Origin of the sequence: Roseburia hominis, from assembly GCA_040702975.1 — a bacterium.
In the GTDB taxonomy this organism is placed as follows: Bacteria; Bacillota; Clostridia; order Lachnospirales; family Lachnospiraceae; genus Allocoprococcus; species Allocoprococcus hominis_A.
The window spans coordinates 2,945,926-2,962,784 of sequence record CP159990.1 but is presented as its reverse complement, the minus strand read 5'-3'; the positions used below and the strand labels follow the sequence as shown (position 1 = coordinate 2,962,784).

The window sequence follows — 16,859 nt, the reverse complement described above, 5'->3', positions numbered from 1 at the left end:
AACCGGATTTTCGGACGGGCAGCAGGGAAGATATGATTTCTTCACTGGATGCATTGCATGAAGATATGTATTTTACAGGCAGTGATTATTTTAAAAATTATGGATTGCGCAGTTACGATGTGATGCTGGATGCGCCGGGACTTATTTTGCCGCAGATTCATAATAAGGAAGGACGGCCGATTTTTAAAGTGACGCTACTGGATCAGCTTGCCAAAGAGCCGTATCTGGTACAAAAGGCGGGGCAAGAGCCGGGGACAGATATGGTTATTTGCAGACAGAGAGAACGCAGTGCGGCGGCGCTTTTCATAAGCCGCCTGTCTTATGAGGCAGGGCAGTTTGTCGTGACGGTCCATGCAGAAGGCGTGGAAAAGCCGCATTTAAGGGAGTATGCCTCTCTTTTGGAGCGAGGAATCTTAAGTATCAGCCGGGAAATGGCAAATTGCGATGTGATTCGGTTTGAGGACACAGATGGCGTAGTATGCGAGGCAAAGATGCCTGTGCGCCCGGTTTGCGAGAAAACAAAAAAGATTACGGACATTAATCTGCATGAGAATGAATTGATTGGGTATGATACTTATTTAGAGATTATAGAAGAGTTAAAACAGGTGCCGCAGATCGAAGTATTTCAAAGCGCAGTGTCCTATACGGGTAGAAAGCTGTATGCGATCTGGCTTAAGCCCGGGTATGAGGGATATCTCTCTTTGACGAAACGCTTAAGCCGCGTTCCCAGTGAGATTATCAATGCCAGGCATCACGCAAACGAAGTGTCCAGCACCAACGCGGCCTTTATTTTGCTGAAACGTCTTTTGACAACGGAGGACTTTAGAGAGCTTCCCGATAAGCTGAATCTGGTTCTGGTGCCGATGGAGAATGTGGACGGCGCGGCGATTCATTATGAACTCCAAAAGGAGCACCCTTACTGGAAATTCCATGTGGCGCGTTTCAATTCGTTGGGAAAAGAGTTCTATTACGAGCATTTTCAGCAGGATACGATCCACACGGAGGCGATGGGGCTTTCCCGCCTTTATGAGCGGTTTGCGCCGGACGTTCTGGTGGACAATCATGGGGTTCCAAGTCATGAGTGGGAACAGCAGTTCTCTGGATACACGTCCCCGTCCTATAAGGGATTCTGGCTTCCGAGATCGCTCCTTTACGGGTATTTCTGGTATGTGACGGATCCGGAGTATAGTGGAAATTATCCGGTGAATAAGCGAATGGAAGATGTGATTGCGGACCGGATTGCCGAAGATGACGAGATGACTGCGCTGAACCGCGAGTGGAGCGTACAGTTCGAGAAATACGCACATGGCTGGCTGCCGAAGCTGTTTCCGGCAGATTACTATAAAAATATGATCAATTACTGGATTCCTTTTGCCCACGATCCGGCCCACAGGTATCCGTCGATCCGCTACCCCTGGATCACGACGGTATCCTACACCAGCGAGGTGGCAGATGAGACGGCGCAGGGAGAGTATTTGAACCTGTGTGCACGCGCACATGCGGCGCACGATGAAGTGACCATCAGGATGCTGATGCAGGCAAAATGCCCGCAGGAGGTATGGTATGGCACCAAAGATAAGATTTTTGCCAGATATTTAAGACTTCGTCCCGTGGTTGTCTGATATCTGGAAAAAATAAAAATTTTACATATCCAAAGGAGGAGCAAGTTATGGAACTCATCAAACTGCTTGGCGTAGTAATCGTAATCGTTGGATTCGCGCTGAAACTGGATTCTATCCTGATCATTTTCCTGGCCCTTATTACCACCGGTATTGTTGGCGGCCTGGGAGTAGAGGGACTTCTGGAGACCATCGGAACAAACTTTGTTGCGAACCGAAGCATGGCGATCTTTATCATGATCCTTTTGGTTACCGGAACATTGGAGAGAAATGGTCTTCGTGAGGCGGCTGCCGACCTGATCAAGAAGGTCAAAGGAGCGACCGCCGGTAAGTTAGTCTGTGCATATGGTATTTTAAGAGGATTCTTCGGAGCATTCAACGTAGGATTCGGCGGCGTTGCCGGATTTATCCGTCCGGTACTGCTCCCGATGGCGGAAGGTGCTGTAAAGAACTCCGGACATGAGCCGACAGAGGAACACATGGAAGATATTAAAGGTATGTCGTCCGCTATGGAAAATATTACATGGTTCTTCTTCCAGGTATTGTTCGTCGGAGGTTCCGGTGGTATTCTGGTACAGACCACACTGGCGTCTCTTGGATACGAGGTAGAGCTGATTGATCTGGCTATGCAGGAAATTCCGGTCGCTTTGATCGCGCTGGTCGTAGCTTGTGTCTACTTCCTTATGAAAGATAAGAAACTGACAAAGAAGTACTACGGTAGTTCCACAGGAAAGAACGGAAGAAAATAGGGGGGAGGATAAGCGATGAGTAATTTAAAGTTTATACAGGTAAGCGATGCGTTTAATGCGAACGGTCTGAATATCGTATGGATTATTGTCGGATTGATTACGATCTATGCAGGAATTAAGAACCTGCTTGACGAGGAGAATCCGTCCAGAGTAGGAACTGCTATTTTCTGGTGTTCCTTTGGTGTGGTTTGTGCATTTGGCTCCTGGCTGCCGGCAAAGGTTTCCGGTGTGCTGGTCATTATCATGTGTCTGCCGCCGATCTTCAAGAAAGTAAAGGTCGGTAAGACGAATGCACCGACGAAAGAATTTTCAAGAGCACAGTATGAGAAAATCGGAATGAAGATTTTTATCCCGGCATTTTCCGTAGCCGTATTTTCACTGGCATTTGCATTTTTTGCAAACATCAGCTCTATGATCGCTATCACCTTTGGCGTGGCGCTTGCAATTGTGATCTTGATGCTTTACTCTGCGAAAGAGAATAAACCGCAGGTATTTTTACAGGATTCCGAGCGTTTCCTGTCTATTATGGGACCTCTGTGTATGCTTCCGCAGCTTCTTGGCTGTCTGGGCGGTGTGTTCACAGCAGCGGGCGTAGGTGATGTGATCGCAGATCTCGTGGGCAAGATCGTTCCGAAAGGAAATGTGACGGTAGGTATCATTATTTTTGCAGTTGGTATGGTACTCTTTACCATGATCATGGGAAATGCGTTTGCAGCGATCACAGTTATGACGGTTGGTATTGGTGCACCGTTCGTGTTGGAATACGGTGCTAATCCGGTGGTAATCGGTATGCTGGCTCTGACCTGTGGATACTGTGGTACCTTATGTACACCGATGGCAGCGAACTTCAATATCGTTCCGGTGGCAATCCTGAATATGAAGGACCGCTGGGGTGTTATTAAGAATCAGGTGGTCGTTGCGGCTATCATGCTGGTCGTACAGATCGGATTCATGATCGCTTTGAAATAACAGGATTTATTGATCGTGGTTTTATAGAGGTACAAATAAATGTCGTGGGAAATGGGGAGAGGGGCAAAAATTATTATTGAAAAATGGGTGCAGGTAAAGCCCTGGGACAGGCTGCTGATCGTGACAACAAAAGAACATCTGGCAGAGTCCCGGATTATGCGCAAGGCGGCTCTTGGAAGGGCCAGGTCGGTGAACTCTTTGGTCGTGGAGAACAAAGGGCGCCATGTAGGGGTGTTCTTTGACGAGAATGAGGAGGTATTTGATCCTTACACTGCAATCATTGCGGCAACGGAATATTCGCTTGTGACGACAAAGGCGGCGAAGCGTGCGATCCAGAAGCATAAGAAATTTTTGTCTCTTCCGTTATCCACGAATGATGGTAGGTCGATGCTGGGATATGACTTCCTGACCATGGACACCCGAAAGAGCCGCCTGATGGCGAAGGTGATCATGAAATACCTGAAAAGCTCCAGCAGGCTTCATGTGACGACTCCGGCGGGCACGGATCTGCATATGGGAAAGAGCGGACGCGTTCCGGGATTTTTTAACGGCGTGGTCAAAGATGGAAAGGGATATTCTTCCGCGAGCATCGAGGTGTATGTTCCGATTGAGGAGACGAAGACGGAAGGCGTCATGATGCTGGATGGCTCTCTCGGGTATATCGGAAAGGCAGACGAGCCGACAAAAATCGTGTTCAGCGGGGGCAGGATCGTGAAGATCGAGGAGACCCCGACCGGAAAACGGCTTAAGGAATACATGGAAGGGTATCGGGATTCCAGAATCTATATTGGAGGAGAATTTGGAATCGGCCTGAATTCGTATTCCCGGTGTCTGGGGAATTGTTATATTGAAGATGAGTCTGCCTATGGGACCTTCCATATTGGACTTGGAAGAAATCTGGCGCTTGGCGGACGGCAGAATGCCAATGGACATTTTGACCTGGTGTGCCATGAGCCGGATATTTATACGGATAACAGGCAGATTATGCAGCAGGGCCGGATTATTATACCGGAGGCTGTGCCGTACTAGAGCGGCAGGCGAGCGTAAAGCATCCTATAAAAAATGGAGTATGAAGGTAAAGGAGGAAATAGAAATGAAAGTTTTAGTTACAGGCTTTGATCCGTTTGGCGGAGAGAGCGTGAACCCGGCGTATGAGGCAGTAAAACTTCTGCCGGATGCCATCGCAGGCGCCGAGATCATCAAACTGGAGATTCCGACCGTATTTTCAAAGAGCGGCCCGGCTGTTGAGGCAGGAATCAAGGAACATAATCCGGATGTAGTGATCAATGTGGGTCAGGCTGGCGGGCGTTCCTGCGTGACTATCGAGAAGGTAGGAATCAATCTGGTCGAGGCAAGAATTCCGGATAATGACGGTGAGCAGCCGATGGACGAGCCGCTTCAGGCAGAGGGCGAGACCGCGTATTTCGCAACGATTCCGGTCAAGGCGATCGTAAAGAATGTACGTGAGCATGGAATTCCGTGCCATATTTCATATACGGCAGGAACCTATGTATGCAACTGTGTTATGTATAATGTTCTTCATATGGCAGCGACGAAGTACCCGAATATCCGCGCAGGATTTATCCATGTACCGTATGCGGATGAGCAGGTAGTAACGAAACCGAACGGAACGCCGAGCATGGCCCTTGAGACCATCGCGAAAGCGTTGGAGTATGCGATTGAGGCGACTGTAGAGAACGAAGAGGATATTAAAGAGCAGGTGGGAGGAACGACCCACTAGGCAAAGTGCAGGAGGTCCCGCCGCACGATTGGGGGGTGGGGAAAGGAAACTGCATAGGGTAATATATAAATATGTAAAAAGACAGGTTCTGTTATTGGTATGATTCCAATGGAGGGGATCTGTCTTTTTGTTGGAATCATTCATATTTCACAGCCTTCTTTCATATGTTTTATGTAAGTAAGGAGGCGGAAGAATATGGAAAAGAAATTGCAAAGTGATATAAAAGCGATATGGATGCTGAAATCATTGCTGGCATCCTACATAGTGACCGGAGTGCTTTTGCTCCTCCTCACAGTCCTTCTTTATAAGTTCGATTTGGAGGAGGGGAAGGTGCAGATCGGAATCCTGGCCGTCTACGTAATCTCTACATTTGCCGGTGGTCTGATCATCGGAAAGCTGGCAAAGGTGCGCAGATTTCTTTGGGGGTTGATCCTGGGGGCATTGTATTTTGCATTGTTGTTATTAATATCTATTGGCGTTTACCGCAGTGCGCAGGGGGGAGCAAGTACCGTGATGGCATTTGCACTCTGCGCGGCGGGAGGAATGCTGGGGGGAATGGTTTCCTGAGAGAGAAAGCTGATCATTGTAAAAGGTGGTCAGCTTTTTGTTGCCAAGCATACCTAAGTGAAGGTCCAGTGGATCTTCATCTCAGTTTTGTAAAAACTGTAGGCAGTTCGTAATTGTATTTAACAAAAAAATCGGCTATACTGAAAAGTAACAGGAAGGAGGCACTTCTATGTCAAGAACGATTGGAATTGGGAATCAGGATTTTAGTGTAATCCGAACAAGGGATTATTTCTATATTGATAAAACGGCTTTTATAAAAGAATGGTGGGAGAGCGGGGACAGTGTTACCCTGATCACCCGCCCACGTCGATTCGGAACTTCGGCCAAGTATGAAGAGGTATTTGGATTTACGGAACAGGAAGTTTATCTGGCTTTGAAAGAGTATGGACTTTGGGAAAACAGGGATTGTGTGAAAGCATGGTATGACGGTTTTACGTTTGGAGGAAAAAGGGATATCTATAATCCATGGTCAATTATTAATTATTTGGACAAACAGGCTGTAGGGCCTTATTGGGCCAACACAAGCAGTAACAGTCTGGCAGGAAAATTGGTCCGGGAAAGTGCAGGAAATATTAAAGAAGTGTTCAAAGAACTATTAAATGGCGGATCTGTAGTTACCGAGATTGATGAACAGATTGTGTATAATCAGCTTGATCTGGACGAGAGCGCAATCTGGAGTCTTCTTCTTGCCAGTGGGTATCTCAAAGTGAAAAATCATGAGATCAAGGCTTCGGAATATGGGGAGTGGAAGCAGGTCTATGAGCTGGAGCTTACGAATTTTGAGGTAAAAGTCATGTTCCGAGGCATGGTGAGGGGCTGGTTTGCCTCGACCTCTTCGAATTATAATGATTTTATAAAGGCACTGCTTTTGGGAGATTTAGATGCGATGAATGTGTACATGAACAGGGTGGCTCTCGCAACATTCAGTTATTTTGATGTTGGGAACAGACCTTCCGGTGAAGCGGAGCCGGAGCGCTTCTATCATGGATTTGTGCTGGGACTTATGGTGGAACTGACGGACAAGTATGCCGTGATTTCTAATCGGGAGAGTGGATTTGGCAGATACGATGTGATACTGGAGCCGAGAAAACCGGAACTGGATGCCATTATACTGGAATTTAAAGTATTTAACCCGCGCAGAGAAACGTGTCTGGAGGATACGGTGGAGGCAGCGCTTTCGCAGATTGACAATAAGAAATATGCAGCCGCATTGGAAGCAAAAGAGATTCCGGCAGAGAAAATACGCAGATATGGATTCGCGTTTAAAGGAAAACAGGTATTAATCGGTTAGACAGTAGAAAAGAAGGGCAGGGTTCCAACTGAAATTATCTTGAAAAACCTGCAAAAACTCTTCGGCTATACATTGACGATTTTAAGAGAGTTATGCTATACTAGGATAGTATTTGGGATACTGCGCCTTTTGGCGGCCTGATACAGAAGCGGTGAGAGTGTATACATAGATACCGCTTATGATTTTAAGTATAACAGCGATAAAGGAGGAGTTTGCGATGAAGCACATCAAAACACTGAATACCCAGACTTTGAACAATACTATCAAAAAGGGCGGATGCGGTGAGTGCCAGACATCCTGTCAGTCTGCATGTAAGACTTCCTGTACAGTAGGAAATCAGACCTGCGAACATCATAAGTAGATAGAGAATTTCAGACGAGTATTGAGAAAAAAGGCGGACAGCGGCTCCTAGTGTGACACTAGCCGCTGTCTGTTGGTTGCCAGGCATACCTAAGTGAACATCCGGCGGATGTTCACTCGGTGCCAGGCATATCTGAGCGGATTTGAGGTGTTTTAGGATTACGGGGGCACGAAGTGCGGAGTAATCCGTATATCATAGGGGACAAAATGTCTTTTGACCTCGACATCATATGATAAAAAGGTCCGGTGGACCTTTTTTGTTGCCAAACGTATCCGCGAAGACGTTTGATGGCTATTTGTTCTGGCGATAATTAGGAATGATAACAATAGAAAGGGGTACGTTTGATGATTCATCAGTACCAGAATAACGGATACCGGATCGTGCTGGACGTGAACAGTGGCTGTGTCCATGTGGTGGACGAGCCGGGATATGATGTGATCGCCTGTCTGAATGAGTTAAATCCCAATCACACGCAGAAGACGATTAAGGCCGATGAGACCTGGGAGTATGTAAGAAAAGCATTAGGAGAGAAGTATCCGGAGGATGAGCTAAAGGAGATCATAGAGGATGTGGCAGAGCTGACCGGCGCAGGACAGCTGTTCGTCCCGGATACATACGAACCATACATTGGGGAAGTAATGAAGCGTAAGACGGTGGTAAAGGCGCTTTGCCTTCACATCGCACATGATTGTAACCTTGCCTGCAAATACTGTTTTGCAGAAGAAGGAGAATACCATGGCCGCCGTGCGCTTATGAGTTATGAAGTAGGAAAAAAGGCCCTGGATTTTCTAATTGCTAATTCAGGCAGCAGACACAATCTGGAAGTGGATTTCTTCGGTGGGGAGCCGCTGATGAACTGGCAGGTGGTAAAAGACTTGGTGGCATACGGAAGGGAGCAGGAAAAACTGCATGACAAGCATTTCCGTTTTACCGTCACGACCAACGGTGTACTGTTAAATGATGAGATTCAGGAGTTTATTAATAAAGAGATGGACAATGTGGTCTTAAGCCTTGACGGACGAAGAGAAGTCAATGACCGGATGCGTCCGTTCAGGAATGGAAAGGGGAGTTATGATCTGATCGTTCCCAAGTTCCGGAAGCTGGCGGATTCACGGAATCAGGAGAAATACTATATTCGGGGAACCTTTACCCGGAACAATCTGGACTTTTCCGAAGATGTGAAGCATTTTGACGAGCTGGGCTTTAAGCAGATGTCCATTGAGCCGGTGGTAGGTGATGCCTCCGATCCATATGCGATCCGCGAGGAGGACCTCCCACAGATTTTCGAGGAATACGATAAACTTGCGAAGTACATGATAGAGAAGGAAAGAAAGGGAGAAGGATTCAATTTCTTCCATTTCATGATTGATCTGGAGGGTGGCCCCTGCCTTTCAAAGAGACTTTCCGGCTGCGGAAGCGGAACGGAGTATCTGGCAGTCACTCCATGGGGAGACTTCTACCCCTGCCATCAGTTCGTCGGGGACGAGGATTTCCTGATGGGTAATGTGGATGAGGGAATTACAAGACCGGAGATTGCAGATGAATTCCGATGCTGCAACGTCTACACAAAGGAAAAATGCAGGGATTGTTTTGCAAGATTTTATTGCAGCGGAGGTTGTATGGCGAATGCATATAAGTATGCGGACGGCCTTAAGGATTCCTATGATCTGGGCTGCGAGATGGAACGTAAGAGAGTGGAGTGCGCTATTATGATAAAGGCTGCTCTGGCAGATGAAGAAAGGAAGTAAGAAAGAGATGAAAAAAAGTAAAGGCGTCATTAGCCTGATCCTGACCGCGGTGCTTATCGGATTGCTTGGATTTACCTGCTGGCAGGGATTCGGAAAGGGCCACATCGGTTCTGCGAGAAATATTAAGCTGGGTCTTGACCTGGCCGGCGGTGTCAGCATCACCTATCAGGCAAAAGAGAAGAATCCTACCAGTGAAGAGATGGCAGATACGGTCTACAAGCTGCAAAAGCGTGTGGAGCAGTACAGCACGGAAGCGACCGTTTATCAGGAAGGGGATAACCGAATCAATATAGAGATTCCAGGCGTGTCCGATGCCAATAAAGTTCTGGAAGAGCTTGGAAAACCGGGATCTCTGGAATTCAAGGATTCTGCGGGTGAGACGGTTCTTGACGGCTCAGATATCAAAACCGCAGAGGCAAAGGCGATAGAGAATCAGACCACAAAGAATAAAGAATATGTGGTATCTCTGGAAATGACAAAGGAAGGTGCTGAAAAGTTCGCAAAAGCGACGGAAGAGAACCTTAATAAAGTGATTTCTATTATTTATGACGGTGAGACCGTCAGTGCACCGAAAGTAAACAGTGTGATTTCAAATGGTCAGGCAATCATCGAGGGTATGGCTGACTATGAGGAAGCAGATACCCTGGCTTCCACCATCCGTATTGGTGGACTGAAGCTGGAACTGGAAGAACTCCGTTCCAACGTGGTGGGCGCACAGCTCGGCGAGGAAGCAATCAGCACCAGCTTGTATGCGGGTGCCATCGGTCTTGCAATTATCTTTGTATTTATGTGTATCGTTTACCTGCTTCCGGGATTTGCTGCCAGCCTGGCACTAATCATTTATACCGGAATCGTAATCGTATTTTTGAATGCATTCGACATTACCCTGACTCTGCCGGGTATCGCAGGTATTATTCTGGGTATCGGTATGGCGGTAGATGCGAACGTCATTATATTTGCCCGTGTACGTGAGGAGATCGGCGCAGGAATCAGTGTTCGCTCTTCACTGAGAAACGGCTTTAAGAAAGCAATGTCTGCAATCGTGGACGGTAACGTGACGACCCTGATCGCGGCAATCGTGCTGGGACTTAAGGGTTCCGGAAGTGTGAAGGGATTTGCACAGACATTGGCTTTGGGTATCGTGGTATCCATGTTCACGGCGCTGATCATTACGAGAGTGATTGTATTCGCCTTCTATGCTATCGGTATCCGCAGTGAGAAGTTCTATGCGAAGAAACATAAAGATAGAAAGGTGATTAATTTCCTTAGCAAAAGAGCTATATGTTTTGCACTGTCAGCTGTTGTGATCCTTGCCGGATTTGCTGCAATGGGAATCCATGCAGGCAAAGGAGACGGAGCGCTGAATTACAGCCTTGACTTCAAGGGTGGTACGGCGACGAACGTGACCTTTGACAAGGATTACAGTATCAAAGAGATTGACTCTGAGATCGTTCCGGTCGTAGAGGAAGTGACAGGCGACAAGAACGTGCAGACACAGAAGGTAAAGGGCAGCAATCAGGTAGTGATCAAGACTCAGACTCTGGATCTTCAGAAGCGTGAAGAACTGAATGCGGCTTTGGTCGAGAAGTTCGGAGTAGATGATTCCCTGATTACTGCTGAAAATATCAGTTCTACCGTAAGTGCGGAGATGAGAAGCGACGCGATTGTAGCGGTGGTGATTGCAACGATTTGTATGCTGATCTATATCTGGTTCCGGTTCAAGGATATCCGGTTCGCGACCAGTGCGGTAGCAGCGCTGATTCATGACGTACTGGTGGTACTCATGTTCTATGCAGTTGCGAGAGTATCTGTGGGCAACACCTTTATCGCATGTATGCTGACGATCGTAGGTTACTCGATCAATGCGACTATCGTAATCTTCGACCGTATCCGTGAGGAGATGCACCTTAAGAAGCGCGACGAGGACCTTGCTGATGTAGTGAACAAGAGTATTACTTATACACTTACCAGAAGTATCTACACTTCTTTGACGACCTTCGTCATGGTAGCGGTACTTTATATCATGGGCGTCAGCTCTATCAAAGAGTTCGCAAGCCCGTTGATGGTAGGTATTATCTGCGGAGCATACTCTTCTGTATGTATCACAGGCGCACTGTGGTATGTGATGCGGACAAGGTTCGGCAAGAAGGCAGAGCCGGTGAAAGCAGCCGTTGGAAAGAAGAAAAAATAACAGAATTGCATAGAGAAAAGGTGTTGGAGCATATCCGGCACCTTTTCCTCTATACATGGAGAAATAGAATTTGCCGGACATTTCCTGAAGATGGCGGGCAGATAAAAGAATCGGGTGAGGAAACGAAAGATGGAGAACTGGGTGCTTCTGAGAAAAGGTGCAGATTTTTCGCATATTAGTGAGAAATTCCATATCAGCCCCCGGATTGCGGCCTTGATACGCAACCGCGATGTGGTGGGAGATGAGGCGATCGAACGGTATTTGAACGGCACGATAAACGATTTGTATGACGGAATGCTGATGCGGGATATGGATAAGGCGGTGGATGTCCTGATGGAGAGTATCCGGGAGGGAAAGAAGCTGCGAATCATCGGCGACTATGATATTGACGGGATTCAGTCCACCTATATTCTTCTCGAGGGACTTCGCGCGCTGGGTGCGGAGGTGGACAGTGATATCCCCGACCGGATGAAGGACGGCTATGGACTGAACCGGCATCTGATTGAGCGTGCGCTTGACGACGGGATAGAGGTGATCATCACCTGTGATAACGGGATTGCGGCCCGTGAGGAGATCGCCTATGCAAAAGAGATGGGAATGACGGTGGTGGTGACAGATCATCATGAAGTTCCCTATGAGGAAACGGAGGATGGGGAGCGGCGTTATCTGCTTCCCGCGGCAGATGCGGTGGTCGATCCCAAACGGTGGGACTGTGAATATCCATTTAAGGGTCTGTGCGGAGCAGCGGTGGCATATAAGCTGGTGGAAGCGCTGCTTGAAGCCATGGGAAAAGATGTCTGCGACGTGGATTATCTGATGGAAAATGTTGCCATCGCTACGGTGGGTGATGTGATGGACCTGGTAGATGAGAATCGCATTTTTGTGAGGCAGGGGCTGGAGATGCTGAAACGCACACAGAATAAAGGCCTTCGTGCCCTGATCGAGTGTACGGGGGTGCGTAAGGAGTCTCTTTCGGCCTACCATATCGGATTTGTGCTGGGACCATGTATGAACGCCAGCGGACGTCTGGATACGGCGAAACGCGCCCTGGCTCTTCTGGAGGCCAAAACAGTCCGGGAGGCCGATGTTCTGGCGGGGGATTTAAAAGCGCTAAACGACAGCCGCAAAGACATGACGGCAGCCGCCGTGGAGGACGCCCTGATTCAGGTGGAAAATACAGAGATACGGGAAGACGATGTGCTGGTGATCTATCTGCCGGATTGTCACGAAAGTCTGGCCGGAATCGTTGCCGGGCGAGTGAGGGAAAAATATTATAGGCCGGTCTTTGTTCTTACCAGGGCGGAGGAAGGGCTGAAGGGCTCCGGAAGATCCATCGAGTCCTGGCACATGTACGAAGGGCTCAACCGGTGCGCATATCTCATGACCAGATTCGGAGGACATAAGATGGCGGCGGGGCTCTCAATGCCGGAGGAGAATCTGGAAGAATTCCGCAGGCTGATTAATGCCAGGTCGGGGCTTCAAAGAGCGGATCTGGTAGAGAAAGTTTCCATCGATATGCAGCTTCCGTTTCGCTATGTCACAGAGGAGTTCGTGCAGGAGATCCATGTTATGGAGCCCTTCGGAAAGGGAAATGCGAAGCCGGTCTTTGCCCAGCGGCAGGTGAGCGTGCGAAACGCGCGGATTCTGGGGAAAAACCGAAACGTATTAAAAATGCAGGTGGAAGATGGAAGCGAGCGGCTTACGGCCATGTATTTCGGAAATATTCCGGACTTTATGGATTATGTCGGTCAGAGGTTCGGCGCCTATGTGCGGCAGCGCTTGGAATCAGGCAGCCTCCTGTCTGCGGGTGAAATTGTCATGGCATTTACCTTTTATCCGGATATCAATGAGTACCAGGGCGTAAAAACCCCGCAAATTGTGGTACAAAACTATAAATAAATTTGAAAATTGATTAAATTATGGTATACTATAAGATATTGTAAAATTTATGTCGATTCTAAAGGTGGAGAAAGCAATGAAAAAGATTGAAGATTATGTATTAAGTATTCCAGATTTCCCGGAGAAAGGAATTATTTTCCGCGATGTGACCAGTATCCTGGAAGATGCCGAGGGACTGCATCTTGCCATTGAACTTTTGCAGGAGAAGCTGAAAGATAAGGAATTTGATATCGTAGTGGGACCGGAGTCCCGCGGGTTTATTTTCGGTATGCCGATCGCTTATAATTTACATAAGCCTTTCGTGCCGATCCGGAAGAAGGGAAAGCTTCCTTGTGAGACGGCTTCCATCAAGTATGATCTGGAATATGGAAGTGCAGAGATCGAGATTCATAAGCGTTCCATCAAACCGGGAGATAAGGTGGTCATTGTGGATGACCTTATGGCGACCGGCGGGACCGCAGCGGCGATGATCTCTCTGATTGAAGGCTTAGGCGGAGAAGTGGTGGAAGTTCTGTGCCTGATGGAGCTTATGGGCCTTAAGGGACGGGAGAAGCTGGAAGGATATGAAGTGGACGCTGTGATTCAGTATCCGGGCAACTAAACAAAAAGACAACAAAGGAAGAGAAAAGGAAGAAGGGGAAAGGTATGTCAGACGTTGTTATCGGCATTCAGGAAGAGTCGGTGATCGCACCGACAAACAAACAGCTTGATATTGTGGACGGTCATGCGGTGAAAGCGCCTGCGGACTATCAGAACCCGGATGAACTTTACGATCTTTTGATAAAAAGGATTCGGAAATATCATCCATCTACGGATATTTCTATGATAGAGAAGGCGTACCGCATCGCAAGAGGCGCACATGAGGGGCAGAAGAGAAAATCCGGTGAAGACTATATTATCCACCCTCTCTGGGTGAGTATTATTCTGGCGGATCTGGAGATGGATAAAGAGACGATCGTATCCGGCATGCTCCACGATGTGGTGGAGGATACGGTGATGACCTGCGAGGAGATTAGGCAGGAGTTCGGCGCGGAAGTGGAGCTTCTTGTGGACGGCGTCACCAAGCTGGGGCAGATCTCGTATTCTTCGGATAAGCTGGAGGTCCAGGCGGAGAACCTAAGGAAGATGTTCCTTGCCATGGCAAAGGATATTCGTGTCATTATCATCAAACTCGCGGACCGTCTGCACAATATGCGGACTCTGCAGTTTATGCGTCCGGCCAAGCAGCTGGAAAAGGCAAAGGAGACGATGGATATCTATGCGCCCATTGCACAGCGTCTCGGTATTTCCAAGATCAAGACGGAGCTTGACGATCTGGCGCTGAAATATTCGCAGCCGGAGGTATTCCAGGATCTGGTAAAACAGATCAATGCGCGCAAGACAGAGAGGGAGGAATTTGTCCGCCAGATCGTGGATGAGGTTTCCAGACATATGGAGAATGCGCACATCCGGGCCGATGTCAACGGGCGGGTGAAGCATTTCTTCAGTATATATAAGAAGATGGTGAATCAGGATAAGACGGTGGATCAGATCTATGATCTGTTTGCCGTGCGGATCATTGTGGATTCTGTCAAGGACTGCTATGCGGCTCTGGGCGTGATCCACGAGATGTATACTCCGGTTCCCGGACGTTTTAAGGATTATATCGCCATGCCGAAGCCCAATATGTACCAGTCGCTTCACACGACGCTTATGAGTTCGGTAGGGCAGCCCTTTGAGATCCAGATTCGGACAAAAGAGATGCATAAGACCGCGGAATACGGAATTGCCGCGCATTGGAAATATAAGGAATCCGATGACGGAAAGAAGAGTGTGGAAGCAAAAGAGGAGGAGAAATTAAGCTGGCTCCGCCAGATCCTGGAATGGCAGAAGGATATGTCAGACAACCGGGAGTTCTTAAATCTTCTCAAGGGCGATCTGGATCTTTTTGCGGAAGATATCTATTGCTTTACGCCGAACGGAGATGTAAAGAATCTGCCGAGCGGCTCGACGACGATCGATTTCGCGTATGCGATCCACACAGCGGTAGGAAACAAGATGGTGGGCGCCAGAGTGAACGGGAAACTGGTGACCATCGATTATAAGATACAGAACGGGGACAGGATCGAGATTCTGACATCGCAGAATTCCAAGGGTCCCAGCCGGGATTGGCTGAATATTGTAAAGAGCACCCAGGCGAAGAATAAGATCAACCAGTGGTTCAAGAAAGAGTTTAAAGAGGACAATATTGTCCGTGGAAAGGAAATGCTCTCCACCTACTGTAAAGCGAAGGGATTTGTCATTTCGGATCTGATGAAGCCGAAGTATATGCAGATCGTGCAGGAGAAATACGGATTCCGCGACTGGGATTCCATTCTTGCCGCGGTCGGGCACGGCGGTCTGAAGGAAGGTCAGGTGGTGAACCGGCTGGCGGAAGAGTACAGTAAAGATCACCGGAAGGAAATGACGGACGAGAGTGTTCTGGAGAAGGTGGCTGAGGCGGCCAAGAACCGGGTTCATGTGACCAAGTCGAAGAGCGGGATTGTGGTCAAAGGAATCGACGATATGGCGGTTCGTTTTTCACGCTGCTGCAATCCGGTTCCGGGAGATGAGATTGTTGGATTTATTACCCGGGGGCGTGGAATGTCGATTCACCGGACGGATTGTGTCAATATGATTCATTTGTCCGAGCAGGAACGAGTTAGGCTGATTCCGGCCGAGTGGGAGAAACCGGCGGAAGGTGAGGGAACTGGAAGCTATCTGGCCGAGATCAAGATGTATGCCCACGACAGACAGGGACTTTTGATGGATATGTCCAAGGTGTTCACAGAGATGAATATTGACGTGAAATCCATGAATGTCCGCACCAGCAAACAGGGAACTGCGACGATTGAGACCGGATTTATTGTCCAGGGAAGAGATGAATTGGGAAAAGTGATCGAGAAACTCAGGCAGCTTCAGGGCGTGCTGGATATTGAGCGCGCGGTGGGCTAGCATGGTATGCGGTGCATTCTGAAATTATATTGCAGCCAGAGATCGTTTGAAGTGAAAGAATAAAATACGTAAAAAGCAGTGAGGATAGATAAGATGAAAGTAGATATTATTGTAACGGGCATCATCAGTACCAACTGTTATCTCGTTTGGGATGAGGAGACGAAAGAGGGCGTCATTGTGGACCCGGCGGCTGCGCCCCGCAAACTGATCAGCTATATTGATGAGCAGGGGATTCAGCTCAAAGCGATTCTTCTGACGCATGCGCATTTTGACCACATTATGGGAATCGACAAGCTGATTCAGCTTTATGGTAAGATGCCGGTGTATGTGGAGGAAGAGGATCTGGAGCTTCTTCACACGCCGCAGCTCAACGAGTCTACCGTCTATACCGCAGGCTACAGCTATGCGGGCGGAGATGTGATACATGATGGAGATGTGTTCCATCTGCTGGGAAGAGATTTCAAAGTGATTCATACGCCGGGGCATACGGCAGGCGGCGTATGCTACTATGTTGCAGAGGAGAATATACTGTTCAGCGGCGACACGCTGTTCTGCTGCTCAGTAGGCAGATCCGATTTCGCGACCAGCAGCACTTCGGCGTTGATCCGCTCAATCAAGGAGAAGCTGTTCCTTCTGCCGGATGAGACGGTCGTATATCCGGGACACATGGGAGCGACTACGATCGGAAATGAGAAGGTCAATAATCCATTTGTGTAGGAATATAATATAGAAAGTAAAGAGGTTTCATGGC

The 16,859-nt window shown here is 48.2% G+C and carries 14 protein-coding genes; all 14 read left to right on the top strand.

What is annotated here, in order from left to right:
* The first annotated feature begins 32 nt into the window (after positions 1 to 32).
* The 14 genes from ABXS75_13775 to ABXS75_13710 all read left to right on the top strand — a co-directional run bounded on the left by ABXS75_13775 (position 33) and on the right by ABXS75_13710 (position 16,825).
* Positions 33 to 1,622, top strand: coding sequence for a M14 family metallopeptidase (locus tag ABXS75_13775; GenBank protein XCP84131.1), 1,590 nt, complete (start codon positions 33 to 35; stop codon positions 1,620 to 1,622).
* Positions 1,623 to 1,669: 47 nt separating this feature from the next.
* The gene (locus tag ABXS75_13770; GenBank protein XCP84130.1) at positions 1,670 to 2,368 is read left to right on the top strand and encodes a DUF969 domain-containing protein; all 699 of its coding nucleotides are present in this window, start codon (positions 1,670 to 1,672) and stop codon (positions 2,366 to 2,368) included.
* A 15-nt stretch (positions 2,369 to 2,383) separates the two neighbouring features.
* On the top strand, positions 2,384 to 3,337 hold the full coding sequence (locus tag ABXS75_13765) for a DUF979 domain-containing protein (GenBank protein ID XCP84129.1): 954 nt from the start codon (positions 2,384 to 2,386) through the stop codon (positions 3,335 to 3,337).
* Between the two features lie 39 nt (positions 3,338 to 3,376).
* Positions 3,377 to 4,366: a peptidase gene (locus ABXS75_13760; GenBank protein ID XCP84128.1), complete on the top strand. Its 990-nt coding sequence runs from the start codon at positions 3,377 to 3,379 to the stop codon at positions 4,364 to 4,366.
* 64 nt (positions 4,367 to 4,430) lie between these two features.
* A complete protein-coding gene (gene pcp, locus ABXS75_13755; protein ID XCP84127.1) occupies positions 4,431 to 5,078 on the top strand; it encodes a pyroglutamyl-peptidase I in 648 nt (215 codons plus the stop codon).
* Positions 5,079 to 5,273: 195 nt separating this feature from the next.
* A complete protein-coding gene (locus ABXS75_13750) occupies positions 5,274 to 5,645 on the top strand; it encodes a TIGR04086 family membrane protein (protein XCP84126.1) in 372 nt (123 codons plus the stop codon).
* A 169-nt stretch (positions 5,646 to 5,814) separates the two neighbouring features.
* Entirely contained in the window at positions 5,815 to 6,936 is a 1,122-nt protein-coding gene (locus ABXS75_13745; protein ID XCP84125.1) for an AAA family ATPase, read from the top strand.
* A 217-nt stretch (positions 6,937 to 7,153) separates the two neighbouring features.
* Positions 7,154 to 7,297: a six-cysteine ranthipeptide SCIFF gene (gene scfA, locus ABXS75_13740; protein XCP84124.1), complete on the top strand. Its 144-nt coding sequence runs from the start codon at positions 7,154 to 7,156 to the stop codon at positions 7,295 to 7,297.
* Positions 7,298 to 7,641: 344 nt separating this feature from the next.
* The gene (scfB, locus tag ABXS75_13735; protein ID XCP84123.1) at positions 7,642 to 9,045 is read left to right on the top strand and encodes a thioether cross-link-forming SCIFF peptide maturase; all 1,404 of its coding nucleotides are present in this window, start codon (positions 7,642 to 7,644) and stop codon (positions 9,043 to 9,045) included.
* Between the two features lie 7 nt (positions 9,046 to 9,052).
* Positions 9,053 to 11,236: a protein translocase subunit SecD gene (gene secD / locus ABXS75_13730; protein XCP84122.1), complete on the top strand. Its 2,184-nt coding sequence runs from the start codon at positions 9,053 to 9,055 to the stop codon at positions 11,234 to 11,236.
* 129 nt (positions 11,237 to 11,365) lie between these two features.
* Entirely contained in the window at positions 11,366 to 13,135 is a 1,770-nt protein-coding gene (gene recJ, locus ABXS75_13725) for a single-stranded-DNA-specific exonuclease RecJ (GenBank protein ID XCP84121.1), read from the top strand.
* A gap of 76 nt (positions 13,136 to 13,211) precedes the next feature.
* On the top strand, positions 13,212 to 13,736 hold the full coding sequence (locus ABXS75_13720) for an adenine phosphoribosyltransferase (GenBank protein ID XCP84120.1): 525 nt from the start codon (positions 13,212 to 13,214) through the stop codon (positions 13,734 to 13,736).
* A gap of 44 nt (positions 13,737 to 13,780) precedes the next feature.
* Positions 13,781 to 16,108: a bifunctional (p)ppGpp synthetase/guanosine-3',5'-bis(diphosphate) 3'-pyrophosphohydrolase gene (locus ABXS75_13715; GenBank protein XCP84119.1), complete on the top strand. Its 2,328-nt coding sequence runs from the start codon at positions 13,781 to 13,783 to the stop codon at positions 16,106 to 16,108.
* Between the two features lie 93 nt (positions 16,109 to 16,201).
* Complete coding sequence (locus tag ABXS75_13710; protein XCP84118.1) at positions 16,202 to 16,825, top strand: MBL fold metallo-hydrolase; 624 nt, start codon at positions 16,202 to 16,204, stop codon at positions 16,823 to 16,825.
* Positions 16,826 to 16,859: the final 34 nt, after the last annotated feature.